Here is a 17,660-nt window from a genome sequence, read left to right on the forward strand (position 1 = left end):
GGCGATACAGACGAACCAGAGGTGCACAGATATGTCCAGGATGCTTTCAATCGCGGTGGCGTCAATCGCGTTGTCTTCCGCAGCCCATGCCCAGGGGGATTGCGCCGCAGGAAAAACCCTGACGGATGGCAAGTTTACCGTCGCCACGGGAAATCCTGCCTATTACCCTTGGGTTCTGGATGATGCCCCCGAAAAGGGTGAAGGGTTCGAAGCCGCGGTCGCCTTTGCCGTTGCCGCCGAAATGGGCTTTGACGCGTCGAATGTCGTCTGGGTCCGGTCCTCGTTCGACGAGGCGATTCAGCCGGGCGCCAAGGGCTTTGACGTCAATATCCAGCAATATTCGATCACGCCCGAGCGGGACCAGGTCGTCGATTTTTCTGCCCCCTATTACACCGCGCCGATGGCTGTTCTGGTTGGTGCAAACGCGACCGGAACCGAAGCGACGCTTGAGGCGTTGAAAGGCCTGCAATGGGGCGCGGTCGGTTCGACGACAGCGGTTCCAAAACTGGCAGGCGTGATCCAGCCCGAAGGCGATCCGCTGCTTTATGGCGACAATGCCGACGTCAATGCCGCGATCATCGCCAACCAGATCGACGCCGCGTTGTTCGACCTGCCGACGGCGCTGTACCTGAGCGCAGTCGTGATCGAAGGGTCCAAGGTTATCGGCCAGTTTCCGGCCGACCCCGACGATAACCCGGACCAGTTCGGGATGCTTCTGGAAGAGGGCAATCCGCTTAAATCCTGCATCGATGCGGCGCTGGCAAGCCTGACTGAAAGCGGCAAGCTTGCCGCGATCGAGGCGGAGTGGCTTCAGGACACCACCGGTGTTCCTTTGATCCGGTAACATGCCGGGTCCCTCGACGGCGGGGATGACCCGCCGCGAACGTTACGAAGCACAGCAAAAGCGCAGGTCGGCATTGATTGCGGCCACAAGCACGGTGACAGTTGTTGCCGCGCTGTATTTCCTGGTGCCGTTGGCACCGGGTTGGGCGAAAGTGCAACAAAGCTTTTTCAACGGTGAGGTTCTGACCAAGACCTTTCCCAAGCTGCTGGACGCCTTTCGGATCAACGTCATGATCTTTGCCTGGTCAGCCCCGGCCATTGCCGTTCTGGGGCTGCTTATCGCGCTGGCGCGGGATGCCAAATCTCCTGCGTTGTTTCCGCTGCGCATATTCGGCGCGGCCTTCACCGACGTCTTTCGGGGGGTGCCGGTGATCCTGACGGTCTACCTGATCGGGTTCGGGATACCGGGGCTTGGCCTGCCGCGACCTTGGAATTCGCCGTATATCTGGGGCTCATTGGCGCTGATCCTGACATATTCCGCCTATGTGGCCGAGATATTCCGGTCGGGCATCGACAGCGTGCATCACAGCCAACGCGCCGCCGCCCTGTCGTTGGGTCTGTCCGAACGGCAGGTGATGCGCGACGTCGTGCTGCCGCAGGCCATTCGCAACGTGGTGCCATCGCAGATGAACATGCTTATCGCTTTGCAAAAGGATGTATCGCTTCTCAGCTTTATCGGCCCGGTCGAGATTTTCAGGCAGGCCGGCGTGTTCAAATCTCTGCTGGCTAATTTCACGCCCTATGTCGGTGCCGCGATTATCTTCCTGGTCGTGACCATCCCGGCCACGCGCTATGCCGACCATCTGATGGCGCGACAAATGCGAGAGAGGCGCTGATGGCCAAACTGGACCTGCGCGGCGTTGTTAAGCAATTTGGCGACCACATGGTGTGCAACGGTATCGACCTGGTGGTCGAAGAGGGGCAAATGGTCTGTCTGATCGGCGCGTCTGGGGCCGGGAAATCAACACTTTTGCGCTGCATCAACCTGCTGGAACCTATCGAGGACGGGGCGATCTACCTGGACGGTCAGGATATTTCCGTGCCCGGCCTGAACCCGCAATCCGTCCGCGCCCGAATTGGCATCGTGTTCCAAAGCTTTAACCTGTTTCCGCACATGACCGCGCTGGAGAACGTCATGCTGGCCCCGCGCCGCGTCAGGGGGCAGTCGCGTGCGCAACTTCTGCCCGAGGTCAATGCCCTGTTCGAACGGTTTGGTCTGGCCGACCAGATGAACAAATATCCCGATCAGCTTTCAGGTGGGCAGCAACAGCGCGTAGCCATTGTGCGCGCCCTTGCGATGAAACCCGAAGTCATGCTGTTTGACGAGATCACCTCAGCCCTGGACCCTCAGTTGGTCGGTGAGGTGCTGGATGTTCTGCTGATGCTGAAAGGGCAGGGTATGACGATGGTGATGGCCACGCACGAGATGGGTTTTGCCCGGCAGGCCGCCGACAAGGTGTGTTTCCTCAAGGATGGGCGCATCGTGGAAGAAGGCCCGCCGCAAGCCATATTCGAGACCCCGACACAGGGCGCCACCCAAAGGTTTCTGGCGCGCGCCCTGAAATAGCGCCCCCGGCCTTGGGCTTTCAGTCCTGAACGGTCTCGATCAGCGCCTTGGACAAGGGCAGCGATGAATACCCAAGCCGCGAAGGCGTCAGCCCCATTCGCACGACCACCATGTTCTGTGACGGGAATATCCCGATGAACTGCCCGTCATGCCCCTGCAACCAGACCGCATCTTCGTAGGGGGGCAAATCACCGGGCGATTCCACCCAGAGATGGCCCCTTGCATAGGCTCCGCCCGAGGTCTCGGTGGGTTCGAACATCCAGTCGGTGAAACCCGCTGGCAGAATCCGGTTTCCGTCCCACACGCCCTTTTGCAGCAGCAACTGCCCGAAACGGGCCCAGTCCCGCGCGGTGGCATACATGTAGCTTGACCCGACAAAGGTGTCGCGTGCGTCGGTCTCAAGAATGGCCGAGGTCATACCCAATGGGCCGAACAGGGCCTCTTGCGGATAGGTCAGCGCCCCTTCTCCCGCCTTGTCCTGCCAGACACGCGACAGAATGGTCGAGGTGCCCGACGAATAGCTGAACCTGTCCCCCACGCTGGACCCCAGCGGGCGGGCCGAGGCAAAGCCCGCCATATCGTCCTGAAGGTAGAGCATCCGCGTCACGTCCGACACGTTTCCGTATTCTTCATTCCAGTCCAGACCGCTGGACATTGCCAGCATGTCGGCGACGGTGATGTCCTTTCGGCCATCTTTGGCCCAATCGGGAAAGCTGTCGGTCAGCGTATCCGTAACCGACATGCGCCCATCCTGAATCAAGGCCCCGATCAGCCCGGCGGTTACGGTTTTGGTCATGGACCAACCCAGAAGCGGCGTCGCGGCATCAAAGCCGTTGGCATAGGCCTCGCCTATGATCCGTCCGTCACGCACAACAACGACGGCGCGGTATCCTTCCCCCAGCAAGGTTTCGTCCGACAGGATCTGTTGCACCTGTGGCACCTGCGCGGGGGCCACGCGGTTGCCGGTTGGCCATGTCGCGTCCGACAAAGGGGCAAGGGGCGCAAGGGTTGCATCGCTCAGCGCCGCGTGCTGCAGGTTCGTGCAGCCCAGGCCATCGCGATATTGTGCCGTGGCGGGTGCAAAGAAGCGAAACATGTGTGCCTGCACCGTCTGGGTCTGTTCATCGACCGTGACCGATACCTGCCGGAGCAAAGGGTGCCCAGGTGCCTGAACATCCTCGGCCAGAACCTCGTCCGGGCTTCGTCCGGCGATAAAGACGTTCGAACAAACGATCTTGGCTGAATAATTCGTCCCGACCTTCAGCAGGTTCGGTGGTGCAATCCACAGAAAACCCAACCCGGCTACAATTGCCAAAACCAGCAACCCAGCCGCGACTTTAAGAGCTTTTCGCAACATGACACCTCCGTTTCGACCGATGCGGTCGAGTTTTGCGATCCCGTAGGGTCGGGGGTACCTGCAAAACGGCTGCTATTGCCACTGTTCCGTTGCGTTTGGTTCAGCGCGGCCGTTGCGGCGGCAAGGATGGCAAACAAGGAACCTTGTCGCGCCACGCAAACCGGACCAACCGACCGGAACGTCAGCGCATTGTTTGGCTTCTGAAAAGATTTGGTGGAGCCTAGGCGAAACGCCGCCGAACGCCTAGTTCACTGATAGTAAACACTATTGTGGTGTGGTGGTTTATAGTGTGTCTCACCTTAGTGTCACATTTAGGTGTGCACAACCTGATCTATTTAACTGCGTATATCGGAAGCTGATTTCTACAATCTACTGTACAACGCGCCTCGCAAGTTTTGGGCAATAGTCAAAAACATGATATAAGCATAACATTGCTAATTTCGTTTGAGTGCAGAGTATTATGAAAGCCACCCGAGCAAGTCTGCTGAGCAAAGTGCTAGAGGCGGTATTTCAGTCGGGACGTGCCCCATTAGACAGTTTCAAGAACTATGAGTTTTACTATGAGGAGAAGTTAACGCAGACGTTCTTCATACCTGCTGGTTTGACGTTTCTGATATTCTTGATCTGGGATTTAAACACAAAGCCGGACGACGCATTTCTGCTTTCTACTATCAGAATTTCTTTCTTACTCTTAGCTTTGCTACTGTTCACCTTGAACAAGCTATTAACGAACCGCAGGCTTTTGCGAACCAGCGTATTTGCATTTGGCGTCATAGCATGCGTACTGACCGAATGGATTTCAATCCTGTTAGGTCCCGCTGCCGTTCAAGGTGCAGCAGGGCAACTATTGATTTTGTTCTTCGCCTCGGGAATTTTCATAGTACCTATGATGTCACTGTTGGGTGTTGTGGCTGTGTCGTTTGCCTCTCGGTTAACAACGCTCTGGTTCGCGAACGCTGACTTTTTATACTACTTCTCCGACATCTATTACCTAACCGTCGGCGCGTTTCTGGCGGCAACCATTAGGTTAGTAATTTTTCTGTTCATGTTGCATGCTTTCGATCGAGCGGTTCAGCTAAGGTCTGAGCGTGAAAAGAACCACAAGCTACTGGTTCAATTGCTTCCAGAGCATATTTTAGGACGCCTTGGGCATGGAGATTTAAGCTATGCAGAAGGCAAGAAGGAAGTTTCAATTATCTTTTCTGATCTTGTTGGTTTCACTGCGCTTACTAAGTCAATTTCACCCGGCCACCTATTGGACGTCCTGTCCGACATCTTCAATGCGTTTGACAACATAGCAAAAAAGTACGGTATCTATCGCGTGAAGACTATGGGTGACTGCTACATGGCTGTTTCCGGCATGGAGGTTGAAGGGTCTTCCGAAGCAATGAATGCAATAAACTTTGCTCAAGATATCACCAATTGGATTGAAGATTATTCAAATGAAGGCGGCATTGACTTAAAGCTGCGGTCTGGGGTCGCAACTGGCTCCGTTGTCGCAGGTGTAATCGGGGCGAACCATCCTCAATTCGATGTGTGGGGCGATACAGTGAACTTGGCTAGCCGTCTTGAAACCACGTGTCCGGAAAACGCCATCCAAATATCAGAGGCGACGTATTGGCGCTTACAGAGCGAGCTTTCTCTTGCTGAACTCCAAGAAGTAATCGTCAGTGAATACGGAAAAATAAAAACCTATGTAATCGAACCAACTAGGGCCAATGACGCGATCCCACTTAGGCGTGAATTGAGCTGATCGCAAAAACCGGTTGAGATTTTGGGCATCATAGAGTGCGAAGTGGTCGCTTTTCACTGGATAAAACGTCTCCGCCATCACAGAATCAACCATAACGTGCAGTAGACTTTTTTGCATGTGTTTTGAGCCAAACCATTTACAAGGTCCGATCTTGTGGAAGTATTGATACTGCTTGTCGTTGCTGGGGTAGTTGTACTGTTCGTTGTGCATAGCAAGCGCCAACCAGACAGAAGCACTAAGCCGACCTATCAACAAAATTCGGACTTGAAGCCGAGGTTGAGCGCATCGAGCACCCAAGGGGGTCAGCGGCCCCCCGCGTTTTGACGCTGACAGTGCGATAGCTGAACCCATAAAAAAGGGTTTGGAAGGCTCAGCATATGTTGTGGACGGAGACACCATAGAAATATAGAAAACCCAAGTGCGCTTGTTTGGCGTAGACGCGCCCGAGATTAACCAGCCGTACGGCAAGACGGCCAAGTGGGCTTTGGTATCCCTATGCAAGGGGCAAAAGGTGACGGCAGTGGTCACTTCTGAGGATATCCACGGTCGTACAGTGGCAAAGTGCTACCTTGAGGATGGGCGCGACCTGTCTGCAGAAATGGTCAAGCTGGGGATGGCGATAGATTGGCCAAAGTTCTCAGATGGCAAGTACAGGAGCCTGGAGGTGCCTGACGTGCGTAAAAAGCTCTGGCTGGCTGACGCGCGGCAAAAGGTCCGTATTAAGGTCTGGGAACAATTCGAAGCCAAACAAGCACAGTGTTCAGCCCCACCTGAGTGGTCCAGTTTGATTGTTAGTGCATGATCGGCCTTTGGTCCATCTGGACGATGGTTTCCGGTGCCGGTGGGCGGTAGCCCAAAGCACTGTGCGGTCGTTTCGTGTTGTATTGTTAGGTTTTGGTGGAGCCTAGGGGAGTCGAACCCCTGACCTCTTGCATGCCATGCAAGCGCTCTCCCAACTGAGCTAAGGCCCCATCCGATACCGGCTTGGCGGTGGACGGACGTTTATGAAACAGCGCGCCCGAGCGCAAGTCCAAAAAGCGGAATCCTTGAAAAAGAATCTGGCCGCTGGCGGACCGGGGCGACCTGTCGCCGCCCCGGTGCCGAATTCAGGATTCCTCTTCGGATGCGACGTCGGTGATCTCGTCCAGCGAGACATTGTCTTCTTCGTCGTCTTCCAGCAGATCGTCATCCAGTTCAACGTCGACATTGTCGTCGTCGTCATCCAGAACCAGGTCATCCCCGGACGCGTTTTCGCGTGCTTTGACCGATGCGGCGTCTTCAGCGTCCGCAGCGATCATCCGGCTCTTGCCGGTTTCAAACTCCACGATCTCGCCGGTATAGGGGCTGATGATCGGGTCCTTGTTCAGGTCATAAAAACGTTTGCCGGTTGTCGGGCAAACGCGTTTAATACCCCATTCTTCCTTGGGCATGTCAAATCCCCTTGATATCAGGTGAGTCGTATCAACGATTCAGGTCAACTGCCACAAGCGGTGGGCACTGTCAAAGCCTTTGCGCAAGGAGAACGGGACATGGGGCGATACGCATTGCCGGGGCGGCCACCGGTGCCGTTGTTGTTGCGCAAGTCCGCGCGTGCGCGTCGGATCAGCCTGCGTGTGTCGCAATTGGATGGCCGTGTCACGGTGACCCTGCCCGCCGGGGTCCCCGAGGCCGAGGCGTTGAATTTTGCCCGATCCAAGGAAAGCTGGATCAGAAAGCACCTGGAAGACCAGCCGTCACAGGCGGTTGTCGGGTTGGGCGTGGTCCTGCCGGTCGAAGGCATCGCGCGGCGGGTCGTGGCGGCGCAGGGGCGCAAGGTCGCCCTGCGCCAGGACGAAATCGCGGTTCCGGCCGGGTCCGAAGCCCGCAGGCTGGCGCGGTTTCTCAAGGAACTGGCCCGCGAACGCCTGACCGAAGCCTGCGATGATTACGCGGCCATGCTGGGGCGGCCCTTTACCAGTCTGACCCTGCGCGACACGCGATCCCGTTGGGGGTCGTGCAGTTCTGCCGGGGGGCTCATGTTTTCCTGGCGGCTTATCCTCGCGCCTTCCGAGGTCTTGCACTATGTCGCCGCCCACGAGGTTGCGCATCTGGCCGAGATGAACCATTCGCCAGCTTTCTGGCACAAGGTGGAAACCCTGTTTGGGTCTTATGACGGGCCGCGGCGCTGGTTGCGGGAAAACGGGGCAGGGCTGCATCGTTACCGGTTCGACGACCCGGCCGGTTGACGTTGCCTGGATTTGTGATCACATGGTGAAATGTTGAACACGCGCACCACAGAGTCGCAAACCGCCACCCATGACCGGGTGTACCGTGCATTACGGTCCAGGATCATGCATGGCGAGATTGCTCCGGGTCAGGCCCTGACCCTGCGCGGGATCGGCAAGGAGTTCGGCGTTTCGATGACACCGGCCCGCGAAGCGGTGCGTCGGTTGGCGGCCGAAGGGGCGTTGTTCCTGTCGACATCTGGGCGCGTGTCGACGCCAGAGCTGACCAATGACCGCATCGAAGAGCTGGCGGCCTTGCGCGCGCTGCTAGAGGTCGAGCTGGCCAGCAGGGCCTTGCCACGGGCGCATATCGCCTTGATCGACCGTCTGCAGACGATCAACATGACGGTGGCCGAGATGGTCACCAAGCGTGATGCGGTAGGGTATATCCGGTCGAACCTTGATTTTCACCGGACCCTGTATCTGCGCGCGCAGGCCCCTGCGATGCTTGCCATCGCGGAAACCGTTTGGTTGCAGCTTGGGCCGACGATGCGTGCCCTTTACGGGCGGCTGCGCCGGACCGAGCCGCCCCATTACCACAAGCTGATTATCGCCGCGCTCAAAGCCGGGGACGAGCCGGGTCTACGGCTGGCCGTCCGGTCGGATGTCACGCAAGGGTTGCGCCTGCTTGTGACTTGAGCGGCTTTTTGCCGAAACGCCTGTTCATGTTCCGCGGGTCCGCGCGCGCCCGGCCAGTGTGCTGGCTTGGGTGTCCCGACTGGGTTAACCTGAGGAAAATCACAACAAGAGCAGTATTCAGACATGATGAATCGACGGACATTCTCATTGGCGCTTGGGGCCGCGTCGTTGTCGGCCTGTTCCGGCGCAAATGTACCAACGAACACGCCCGCGTCACGGATGCGGGCCGTACCGAACGCGGGTTGGGATGCCTGGGTTGCCGGGTTCAAGGGCCGGGCGGCGGCAAATGGCATATCGCAAGCCACGATCAATCGCGCCTTCCAGGGGGCAGGTTATCTGCCCGAGGTGATAGAACGGGACCGTAACCAGGTCGAATTCAAGCGCTCGCTTGAAGATTACCTGGCGATTGCCGCGTCGGACGAGCGTATCAGCACAGGCAAGCAGATGCTGCAGCGCCATGCGGCAACCCTGTCCAGCATCGAAGCGCAATATGGTGTCGACAAAGAGGTGGTCGTGGCCATTTGGGGGCTGGAAAGCCGGTATGGCGCGCGGCGCGGGGACGTTCCGGTTGTATCGGCGCTGTCGACGCTGGCCTATGATGGGCGGCGCGGCGCGTTTTTCGAAAGCCAGCTGACCGCGGCGATGAAAATCCTGCAGAACGGGGATACGACGCCCGCGAACATGACGGGCAGCTGGGCCGGTGCCATGGGGCACACGCAGTTCATTCCGACATCATACCTGGCATATGCGGTTGATTTCACAGGGGACGGCCGTCGCGATATCTGGTCGGATGACCCGGCGGATTCCCTGGCCTCGACCGCGGCCTATCTGGCGCGATCGGGCTGGGTCCGCGGACAGCCCTGGGGCGGCGAAGTGGGCTCGGCGGCGGCCAATTCGGGCACGCCGGTTGCCGTTCTTCAGCCACAGGTTCCGGGGCCTCAGATCGCGGTGTTCCGCAATTTCCAGGTGATCAAGCGCTATAACAACTCGGACAGCTATGCGATTGGCGTCGGCCACCTGTCCGACCGGATTGCAGGCGGGGCGCCGTTTCAGGCCTCATTCGGGCCGGACGCGACCGGGCTGACACTTGAGGATCGCAAGGAAATGCAACGCCGCCTGACATCCGCAGGGTTCGACACCCAGGGCGCGGATGGCGTGATCGGCAACAATACCAAGGCGGCAATCAGCGCGTATCAGCGCGCCAACGGGTTGACGGTGACGGGTGAACCATCGGTTGCCCTGCTGCGCAGCCTCGGCGGCTGACGGCTTAGGCCGTCAGCCCCTTTGATCCGATATCCAGGAACTTTTGGCGGCGGTCCTTGATCAGAGCCGCCGGTTCCATGTCGCCCAAATCCGCCAGCATCGCGGCAATTGCCGCGCGGACGGATTCGACCGTCGCCGGGCGGTCGCGATGGGCGCCCCCTTTGGGTTCGGTGATGATCCGGTCGCAAACGCCCAGCTTGTACAGGTCCTGCGCGGTCAGTCGCAGCGCCTCGGCGGCTTCGCGCATTTTCTCGGAATCCTTCCACAGGATCGAAGCGCACCCTTCGGGTGAGATCACCGAATAGACCGAGTGTTCAAGCATGGCGACACGATTGGCCGTGGCGAAAGCAACCGCGCCACCCGATCCGCCTTCGCCGATAATGACGGATACCAGCGGCACGCCGATTTTCAGGCACATCTCGGTTGATCGTGCGATGGCTTCGGATTGACCACGCTCTTCTGCGCCTTTGCCGGGATAGGCGCCTGCCGTGTCGATCAGGGTAATGACCGGAAGACCGAAACGGCCCGCCATTTCCATCAGGCGCACAGCCTTGCGATAGCCTTCGGGCCGGGCCATGCCGAAATTTCGTTCGATCCGCGATTTGGTGTCGGACCCTTTTTCGTGACCGATCACCATAACCGGCTGATCCTCGAACCGGGCAAGGCCGCCAATGACTGCAAGGTCGTCGGCAAAGTTCCGGTCGCCCGCCAAGGGCGTGAACTCGGTGAACAGCGCCTCGACGTAGTCTTTGCAATGGGGCCGTTGCGGATGCCGGGCCACCTGGCATTTCCGCCAGGGTGTCAGGTCGGCATAAAGCTCGTCCAGCAGCTTGGCCGCCTTGGCGTCCAGGGCCGCGGCCTCTTCGGCCACGTCCATCTCTTCGTTGGCGCGGCCAAGGGCGCGCAGCTCTTCGGCTTTGCCTTCAATCTCGGCCAGGGGTTTTTCGAAATCCAGATACTGGGTCATGACGCCTCTTAACGCAGAAGTTCCTTGCTATATGACCAAAGGACGCTCGGGATGCAACTCAGCAAGATTTGTGGATGCGGGTTGTGACAGGTTGAACCGGCGAGAAAGAAGGAAAGATTTCGATGGCCGCCAGCTATGAGGGCCGCGTTCTGCGCGTGTTGGCATATATCCATGATCACCCGGCAGGCGACTTGTCGCTGGACGCGCTGGCCGATGTGGCCGCCATGTCGCGATTCCACTGGCACCGGGTGTTTCGCGCCATCACAGGCGAGACATGCGCCCAATCGGTGCGTCGGATAAGGCTGCACCGCGCCGCGTGCTGGCTGGTGCAGACCGACAGGCCTGTGGCGCGTATCGCCGCCGATATCGGTTATCCCAATGTGAAATCCTTTGGCCGCGCTTTTTCCGAGGCTTATGGCAGCAGCCCGGTCGCCTTTCGCAACGCCGGGCAGTTTCTGCCTGCCAATCTGCAACTCAAAACCGGAGGTTACCCCATGCATCCCGTCAGCACCCGAACCGAACCCGCGCGCCGCGTTGTCGCTGTTCCGCATATCGGAGCTTATGCCGAAATCGGGCGCAGCTTTGAAGCATTCGGCGCGCTGTGCGAATCCCGACAGCTTTGGCCGCGGATCGGCCCCATGATCGGTTTGTACCTGGACAATCCCGAAGCCGTGCCCGAGCCGGACATGCGCAGCTTTGCCGGTGCCGAGTACCGTGGCGAAGACACGCCCGAAGGTATGAAGGAGGTGCAGATCCCCGGCGGCAAGACCGCGGTCCTGACTTACAAGGGGCCGTATTCCGGTATCCAGGCCGCCTATAGCAGCCTGTTCGGCAACTGGCTGCCCGAATCCGGAGAAGAGCCGGCAGACCAGCCCTGTTACGAGATTTATCTGAACAATCCACGCGAAACCGCGCCCGAGGACCTGCTGACCGAGATTTGCCTGCCGCTACGGTAGCTCAGGTCGGCCACAGCACCGGGTAAAGCGAAAGGACAAGCAGCCCGGCCATGGTCCAGTTGAAAATCAGCAACCGGCGTGGGTTGGTCAGGACCCGCGCCATTTGCTGCCCCAGAACCGTCCAGGTACTGACCGATGGCAGGTTGACCGCCCCGAATACCACGGCGACAATCAGGATGGCCTGCAGGGTCTGTTCCGGCGAATAGGCCGTCGTGGCGGTCAATGCCATGGCCCAGGCCTTGGGGTTGACCCATTGAAACGCGGCCGCTTGCAGAAAGGTCATCGGCACACCCTTGGCGGCCTGCCCTTTGACCGGGGCGGCGTGCGCAATTTTCCATGCCAGGTAAAGCAGGTACAGGACCGACGCACCCCTGAGCACTGTGTAGCTGACCGGAAAGCGGTCAAAGACCTGTACAAGCCCCGCGCCCACCAGCAGCACCATAAAGGTGAACCCAAGCCCAATTCCCAGCATATGCGGAATGGTCCGCCGAAACCCGAAATTGGCACCCGACGCCATAAGCATCAGGTTGTTCGGCCCCGGCGTGATCGAGGATACAAAGGCAAAAGTGATCAGGGCGAGAAGGATGTCATGCGTCATGTGATGAATTTTCCACCTCGCATGGCGAATGAAATTGCGTTTTCATGCGTTTGGGTGGTATTTCAGCAATATATGACGAAGATGGACGATATAAACGGCCAGATATTGCGCGAACTGTCGCGCGACGGGCGCATCAGCAACCTGGACCTGGCTGATCGGGTGGGGCTTTCGCCCTCGGCCTGTCTGCGCCGGGTGCAAGAGCTGGAACGGCTGGGCGTGATCACTGGGTACCGGGCCGTACTGAACCCGGCGGCGCTGGGCATCGGGTTCGTGGCCTATATCGGGGTCGGTCTGGGTGAGCATACGAAGGCCGCGCAGGAGGGATTCGAGCGGGCGTTGCAGCGGGCACCCGAAGTTGTCGAATGTCACAATATCACCGGCACGATTGAATATCTTTTGCGCGTCGAATGCGCCGACCTGCCATCCTACAAGACGTTTCATACCGAAGTGCTGGGCACCCTGCCGCATGTCACGTCGATCACCTCATATGTTGTCATGGGGTCGCCCAAGGATATGCGGGCCTGAGCCTGTAACGTGATCCTTAACCGTCTTGCAGGGTGAAACCTCACGTCCTAGTGTCGTCTTTAAGACCTTGATAAGGGGAACAACCCCATAGGGCCAAGCTCAGGGAGATGACCATGAAACTCATTCGGACAGGAATGGCTGCTGTGGTTCTGGCAGTTCTTGCCGGGACCTGCCTTGCCGCGCCGCTGAAGTTGCAGCCGGCAAATCCGCAACCCAGCCCCAAGGCGGGGCTGAACGTGAAATATGTGGGCCAGGGCACGCAAAGGAAAATCCGCGACCTGAGCCAGGCGAAACAGTTGCTGTCCAAGGCACAACCCGGTCAGCCGTTGCGCGGGCTGGATTACGCGGACACCAACAAGGGCGAAGATGTCCTGACATTCACCGACCCCTACAATGTGGCGGCCGAAGTCACCGGGTATATGCGTTTTGACGCGCCGGGCATCTACGAGTTGGAGACCTGGTCGAATGACGGGATCGAGGCTTGGGTCGGCGGTCAGCAAATCGGACGTGTCACCGGAATTCAGGGCTGCGAGGCGAACCAGAGAACCGAAGTCGAGGTCCCAAAGGCCGGATGGTATCCGCTGAAAATCTATTATTTCCAAAAGCTCGGCACGTCCTGCCTGATGATGAAATCGGGCAAGCAGGGCGAGCGGATTACCTGGACGCCGAACAACGTGTTTGGCCGGTAAGACACCGGGCGCCATGAAAAAAGGCACCCGCTTGGGTGCCTTTTTTTGTTTTCGCTCTGTGTCTGCCTCAGCTTCCTGCTGCGATCAGTTCAGCCTGCGCCACGATCACTTCGGCCTGTTTGATCGACGCGATGTCGACCAGGCGACCTTTGTAAACGGTGGCGCCTTCGCCATTGGCCTTGGCTTGTTCCATCGCGGCCAGGATTTCGCGCGCCTCGGAAACGGCTTCGTCCGATGGAGTGAAAACCTGGTTGGCCAGCGCAATCTGTTTCGGGTGGATGGCCCATTTGCCGACCATGCCCAGCGTGGCCGAGCGTTTGGCCTGCGCGATATAGCCTTCGTCATCCGAAAAATCGCCAAACGGCCCGTCAACCGGCAGCACGCCATGGGTGCGGCAGGCCGCCACGATGGCGGCCTGTGCCCAATGCCACGGGTCGGACCAGTGCTTTTCGCCCGCGCGCAGCATGTAATAGTTTTCCTGCGTGCCGCCGATGCCGGTGGTCTGCATGCCCATCGAGGCGGCGAAATCGGCCGCGCCCAGGCTCATCGCCTGCATCCGGGGGGAAGAGGCCGCGATTTCCTCGACATGGGCGATGCCGGCGGCGGATTCGATGATGACCTCGAAACTGATCGGCTTGCTGCGCCCCTTGGCGCGTTCGATGGCCGTGACCAGCGCGTCCACGGCATAGACATCTGCCGCGCAGCCGACCTTGGGGATCATGATCTGGTCCAGGCGGTCGCCGGCCTGCTCCAGGACATCGACAACGTCGCGGTACCAATAGGGCGTATCCAGCCCATTGATGCGCACTGACATGGTCTTGTTGCCCCAGTCGATGGTGTTCAGGGCCTCGATCACGTTGGCGCGGGCGGTGTCCTTGTCGGATGGCGCAACCGAATCCTCAAGGTCAAGGTTGATCACGTCCGCGGCAGATGCGGCCATTTTGGGAAACAGTTTCGTGTTCGAGCCGGGCCCGAAAAGCTGACAGCGATTGGGGCGGGCGGGCGCTGCGGGTTGGATGCGGAAACTCATCGGGGCCTCGTGTGGGTAATGAAGTTGCGATTTTTCTGCTCACCGGGGTATTAAATTGCGCGGCGTTTCGCAAGCGGGATTGTGCAGCTGCGGCAATGCTGCCGCAGAATTGCGCGTGTTTCGTGTCATGAGTTGGTGCCGAAAGTTTGTTCATTCTGAAAACTTGGAAAAATATCGCGTCGTTGCCGTATTTCGCGCAAGATTATCGCGAAACTGCATTGGTTGGCGGGAAAGAACGAGAAAAGCTCGTAACCCCGGTTCATTAGCGTGGGGCGGAATCAAAGGAGTCCACCGCGATGATCGAAACACCGTACCTGCTGTTCCTGGGCGATGCGCCTGACCAACTGGCCGCAAAGGTTGCACAGGGCATCAAGGACTGGCGTCCGGAAAATGCCGTGGGTCAGTTTCGCATGGATGGCTGCAAGGCAGATCTGGGCCTGCCCGATCTGGGGCTGACCGAGGCCCGTGCGGCCGGGGCAAAGACGCTGGTGATCGGTGTTGCCAACCGCGGCGGGGTCATCAGCCAGGAATGGAAAAAGGTGCTGGTCACCGCATTGGAAGAGGGGTTCGACCTGGCGTCGGGGCTGCATAATCTGCTGCGCGATGAACCTGACCTGGTTGCCGTGGCTGAGGCGACAGGCCGCAAGCTGCATGATGTGCGCGTGCCCGAAGTAGACTATCCGATTGCCAACGGGGTCAAGCGCAAGGGCAAACGGTGCCTGGCCGTTGGTACGGATTGTTCCGTTGGCAAGATGTATACCGCGCTGGCGATGGATGCCGAGATGCGCGCGCGGGGGATGAAAGCCACGTTTCGCGCAACCGGGCAGACGGGCATCCTGATCACCGGCGACGGTGTTCCTCTGGACGCGGTCGTCGCGGATTTCATGGCCGGATCGGTTGAATGGCTGACGCCCGACAATGACGCCGATCACTGGGACCTGATCGAGGGCCAGGGGTCGCTGTTCCACGTTTCATATTCTGGCGTCACCATGGCCCTGATCCATGGCGGTCAGCCTGATGCGTTGATCCTGTGTCATGAGCCGACCCGGCCGCATATGCGCGGGCTGCCGACCTATCAGTTGCCAACGCTGGAAGAGTTGCGGGCATTGGCCCTGCAACTGGCCAGAGTTGCCAATCCCGAATGCCAGGTGGTCGGGATTTCCGTCAATACGCAACATATGAGCGAGGAAGACGCCGCGGCCTATCTGGCCGGCCTCGAGACCGAGATGGGTTTGCCGGCAACCGATCCGTTCCGGTTTGGTTCGGGCAAGTTGGTCGACGCGCTGGCGGCGATGTGATTTGACGGTACGGGCCGGGGGACGCCTTCGGCGAGAGTATTTTGGAAAAGATGAAGGAGCGGGCCGTGCGGATCGAAGTTTTTCGGGATGTCTTTCAGCTGGCGCAGGTCTTTACGATCTCGCGCGGGTCGCGGTCAGAGGCGCAGGTCCTGAGCGTCAAGCTGTCGGACGGTAAGAATGTGGGGTGGGGCGAATGCGTGCCCTATGCCCGCTATGACGAGACGCTGGAGTCCGTCGAAGCCCAGATCGCAGGCTTGCCGGACGGGTTCGATCGTACCGAATTGCTGGGTTTGCTGCCAGCAGGCGCGGCGCGCAACGCGGTGGATTGTGCGCTGTGGGATTTGGAAGCCAAGCGGGCAGGGCGGCGTGTTTGGGACCTGGCCGGGTTGCCGGTGCCGGGGCCCGAGATCACGGCCTATACGCTTTCGCTTGATACGCCGGACGCGATGCGGGCGCAGGCCGAGGCAAATGCGCATCGCCCCCTGCTGAAGATCAAGTTGGGAACTGCCGATGACATGGCCCGGCTGGAGGCCGTGCGCGCCGGTGCGCCGGGCGCGAAAATTATCGTGGATGCCAATGAGGGGTGGTCTGCCGAAACCTATGCCGCGCTTGCGCCGCACCTGGTGCGCCTGGGGGTTGCATTGGTTGAGCAGCCGCTGCCGGCCGGGGATGATGACGCCCTAATCGGGATGGATCGGCCTGTTCCGGTTTGTGCCGACGAATCCTGCCACGACCTGTCCAGCCTGGCGGGTTTGCGGGGGAAATATGACGTGGTGAATATCAAGCTGGACAAGGCCGGTGGCCTGACCGAGGCGCTCAGGCTGCGCGATGCGGCGCTGGCGGAAGGATATGGTGTCATGGTTGGGTGCATGGTTGGCAGCTCCCTTGCCATGGCTCCGGCGACGTTGTTGGCGCAGGGTGCGGTGGTAACGGACCTTGACGGCCCGCTTCTTCTGGCCGAAGACCGCGAGACACCGCTGAAATTTGATGACGCCGGAGTACACCCGCCGGAAGCGGCGCTCTGGGGCTGAGGAGACCAAAATGACCCGCACCGTTTACGTGAATGGCGAATACCTGCCTGAAACCGAAGCCAAGGTTTCGATCTTTGACCGGGGCTTTCTTATGGCGGATGCCGTTTACGAAGTTACCAGTGTGCTGAATGGCAAACTGATCGATTTCGATGGCCATGCGGTCCGGTTGCAGCGGTCTTTGGGCGCGTTGGACATGGCCGAGCCTTGCAGCAAGGAAGAGTTGCTGGAGATCCATCGCAAGTTGGTTGCGCTGAACGATATCGAAGAAGGCATGATCTACCTTCAGGTCACGCGCGGCAGCGACGGCGACAGGGACTTTGTGTTCCCTTCGGATGAGACAAAGCCGACGCTTGTCTTGTTTACGCAGAACAAGCCGGGCCTGGCGGACAGCCCTGCGGCCAAAAAGGGAATTCGGGTCATTTCCATCGACGATGTGCGCTGGGGGCGCCGGGATATCAAGACGACGCAGTTGCTGTACCCGTCGCTGGGCAAAATGATGGCCAAAAAAGCCGGAGCGGATGACGCGTGGATGGTCGAGGATGGCCATGTGACCGAAGGCACCAGCAACAACGCCTATTTCGTAAAGGACGGCAAGATCGTAACGCGGCCCCTGTCCAACGACATTCTGCACGGCATCACCCGCAAGGCGGTTCTGCGCATGGCCGCCGAGGCTCAGATGACCGTCGAAGAACGCCTGTTCACCATTGAAGAGGCGCAGCAGGCGGACGAGGCCTTTGTGACATCGGCTTCGACATTCGTGATGCCGGTGGTCGAGATTGACGGGCAGAAACTGGGCGATGGCGCGCCGGGCCCCATTGCACGGCGCTTGCGCGAGATTTACCTGGAAGAAAGCCTGAAAGCCGCCGTCTGACGGGCGGCG

Annotated in this window: 19 protein-coding genes and 1 tRNA gene; 14 read left to right on the plus strand and 6 right to left on the minus strand. The window is 59.2% G+C overall.

Annotated features, from left to right (window positions below; all coding sequences use genetic code 11):
* The first annotated feature begins 31 nt into the window (after window positions 1–31).
* Genes ACXAG8_RS14085 through ACXAG8_RS14095 form a run of 3 tightly spaced genes read left to right on the plus strand, consistent with a single transcriptional unit; the run spans window position 32 to window position 2,410 of the window.
* Window positions 32–844, plus strand: coding sequence for an ABC transporter substrate-binding protein (locus ACXAG8_RS14085; RefSeq protein ID WP_475226900.1), 813 nt, complete (start codon window positions 32–34; stop codon window positions 842–844).
* Between the two features lie 25 nt (window positions 845–869).
* The gene (locus ACXAG8_RS14090; protein ID WP_475226903.1) at window positions 870–1,679 is read left to right on the plus strand and encodes an amino acid ABC transporter permease; all 810 of its coding nucleotides are present in this window, start codon (window positions 870–872) and stop codon (window positions 1,677–1,679) included.
* A complete protein-coding gene (locus tag ACXAG8_RS14095; protein WP_475226906.1) occupies window positions 1,679–2,410 on the plus strand; it encodes an amino acid ABC transporter ATP-binding protein in 732 nt (243 codons plus the stop codon). The genes ACXAG8_RS14090 and ACXAG8_RS14095 overlap by 1 nt, the downstream gene beginning before the upstream one ends.
* 19 nt (window positions 2,411–2,429) lie before the next feature.
* On the opposite strand, the gene ACXAG8_RS14100 is transcribed toward ACXAG8_RS14095, so the two are convergent.
* Complete coding sequence (locus ACXAG8_RS14100) at window positions 2,430–3,767, minus strand: serine hydrolase domain-containing protein (RefSeq protein ID WP_475226911.1); 1,338 nt, start codon at window positions 3,765–3,767, stop codon at window positions 2,430–2,432.
* Window positions 3,768–4,227: 460 nt separating this feature from the next.
* Here ACXAG8_RS14100 and ACXAG8_RS14105 point away from each other — a divergent pair, with 460 nt between their 5' ends.
* Together ACXAG8_RS14105 and ACXAG8_RS14110 are read left to right on the plus strand one after the other, a co-directional pair.
* Window positions 4,228–5,520: an adenylate/guanylate cyclase domain-containing protein gene (locus ACXAG8_RS14105; protein ID WP_475226916.1), complete on the plus strand. Its 1,293-nt coding sequence runs from the start codon at window positions 4,228–4,230 to the stop codon at window positions 5,518–5,520.
* Window positions 5,521–5,944: 424 nt separating this feature from the next.
* Window positions 5,945–6,322 carry a thermonuclease family protein gene (locus ACXAG8_RS14110; protein WP_475226919.1) on the plus strand — a complete coding sequence of 126 codons (378 nt, stop codon included), beginning with the start codon at window positions 5,945–5,947 and terminating at the stop codon, window positions 6,320–6,322.
* A 93-nt stretch (window positions 6,323–6,415) separates the two neighbouring features.
* Here the strand turns inward: ACXAG8_RS14110 and ACXAG8_RS14115 are convergent.
* Both ACXAG8_RS14115 and ACXAG8_RS14120 read right to left on the minus strand, forming a co-directional pair.
* A tRNA-Ala gene (locus ACXAG8_RS14115) sits at window positions 6,416–6,491 on the minus strand.
* Between the two features lie 135 nt (window positions 6,492–6,626).
* Window positions 6,627–6,950, minus strand: a complete 324-nt coding sequence (locus ACXAG8_RS14120) for a TIGR02300 family protein (protein ID WP_475226922.1) — start codon at window positions 6,948–6,950, stop codon at window positions 6,627–6,629.
* Window positions 6,951–7,049: 99 nt separating this feature from the next.
* Between ACXAG8_RS14120 and ACXAG8_RS14125 the strand changes: the two genes are divergently transcribed.
* The 3 genes from ACXAG8_RS14125 to ACXAG8_RS14135 all read left to right on the plus strand — a co-directional run bounded on the left by ACXAG8_RS14125 (window position 7,050) and on the right by ACXAG8_RS14135 (window position 9,686).
* Window positions 7,050–7,745 carry a M48 family metallopeptidase gene (locus ACXAG8_RS14125; protein WP_475226927.1) on the plus strand — a complete coding sequence of 232 codons (696 nt, stop codon included), beginning with the start codon at window positions 7,050–7,052 and terminating at the stop codon, window positions 7,743–7,745.
* Between the two features lie 30 nt (window positions 7,746–7,775).
* Window positions 7,776–8,423 carry a GntR family transcriptional regulator gene (locus ACXAG8_RS14130; RefSeq protein ID WP_475226930.1) on the plus strand — a complete coding sequence of 216 codons (648 nt, stop codon included), beginning with the start codon at window positions 7,776–7,778 and terminating at the stop codon, window positions 8,421–8,423.
* A gap of 123 nt (window positions 8,424–8,546) precedes the next feature.
* On the plus strand, window positions 8,547–9,686 hold the full coding sequence (locus ACXAG8_RS14135) for a lytic murein transglycosylase (protein WP_475226933.1): 1,140 nt from the start codon (window positions 8,547–8,549) through the stop codon (window positions 9,684–9,686).
* A gap of 4 nt (window positions 9,687–9,690) precedes the next feature.
* On the opposite strand, the gene ACXAG8_RS14140 is transcribed toward ACXAG8_RS14135, so the two are convergent.
* Window positions 9,691–10,653 (minus strand): acetyl-CoA carboxylase carboxyltransferase subunit alpha, encoded by a 963-nt coding sequence (locus tag ACXAG8_RS14140; RefSeq protein ID WP_475226936.1) that lies wholly within the window; start codon window positions 10,651–10,653, stop codon window positions 9,691–9,693.
* A gap of 122 nt (window positions 10,654–10,775) precedes the next feature.
* On the opposite strand from ACXAG8_RS14140, the gene ACXAG8_RS14145 reads away from it, so the two are divergent.
* A complete protein-coding gene (locus ACXAG8_RS14145) occupies window positions 10,776–11,609 on the plus strand; it encodes an AraC family transcriptional regulator (RefSeq protein WP_475226941.1) in 834 nt (277 codons plus the stop codon).
* A gap of 1 nt (window position 11,610) precedes the next feature.
* On the opposite strand, the gene ACXAG8_RS14150 is transcribed toward ACXAG8_RS14145, so the two are convergent.
* Window positions 11,611–12,207, minus strand: a complete 597-nt coding sequence (locus tag ACXAG8_RS14150) for a LysE family translocator (protein ID WP_475226944.1) — start codon at window positions 12,205–12,207, stop codon at window positions 11,611–11,613.
* Window positions 12,208–12,279: 72 nt separating this feature from the next.
* Here ACXAG8_RS14150 and ACXAG8_RS14155 point away from each other — a divergent pair, with 72 nt between their 5' ends.
* Both ACXAG8_RS14155 and ACXAG8_RS14160 read left to right on the plus strand, forming a co-directional pair.
* The gene (locus ACXAG8_RS14155) at window positions 12,280–12,732 is read left to right on the plus strand and encodes an Lrp/AsnC family transcriptional regulator (protein ID WP_475226947.1); all 453 of its coding nucleotides are present in this window, start codon (window positions 12,280–12,282) and stop codon (window positions 12,730–12,732) included.
* Between the two features lie 113 nt (window positions 12,733–12,845).
* Window positions 12,846–13,421, plus strand: a complete 576-nt coding sequence (locus ACXAG8_RS14160; RefSeq protein ID WP_475226950.1) for a PA14 domain-containing protein — start codon at window positions 12,846–12,848, stop codon at window positions 13,419–13,421.
* Window positions 13,422–13,488: 67 nt separating this feature from the next.
* On the opposite strand, the gene ACXAG8_RS14165 is transcribed toward ACXAG8_RS14160, so the two are convergent.
* Complete coding sequence (locus tag ACXAG8_RS14165; RefSeq protein ID WP_475226954.1) at window positions 13,489–14,451, minus strand: L-malyl-CoA/beta-methylmalyl-CoA lyase; 963 nt, start codon at window positions 14,449–14,451, stop codon at window positions 13,489–13,491.
* A gap of 296 nt (window positions 14,452–14,747) precedes the next feature.
* On the opposite strand from ACXAG8_RS14165, the gene dgcN reads away from it, so the two are divergent.
* From dgcN to ACXAG8_RS14180, 3 genes are all read left to right on the plus strand, one after another.
* Window positions 14,748–15,749, plus strand: coding sequence for an N-acetyltransferase DgcN (dgcN, locus tag ACXAG8_RS14170; protein WP_475226958.1), 1,002 nt, complete (start codon window positions 14,748–14,750; stop codon window positions 15,747–15,749).
* A 65-nt stretch (window positions 15,750–15,814) separates the two neighbouring features.
* Window positions 15,815–16,780 (plus strand): N-acetyl-D-Glu racemase DgcA, encoded by a 966-nt coding sequence (gene dgcA, locus ACXAG8_RS14175; RefSeq protein ID WP_475226963.1) that lies wholly within the window; start codon window positions 15,815–15,817, stop codon window positions 16,778–16,780.
* Window positions 16,781–16,790: 10 nt separating this feature from the next.
* A complete protein-coding gene (locus ACXAG8_RS14180; protein WP_475226966.1) occupies window positions 16,791–17,651 on the plus strand; it encodes a D-amino-acid transaminase in 861 nt (286 codons plus the stop codon).
* The last annotated feature ends 9 nt before the right edge of the window (window positions 17,652–17,660 follow it).

The organism is Ruegeria sp. ABD4_443 (assembly GCF_056160865.1).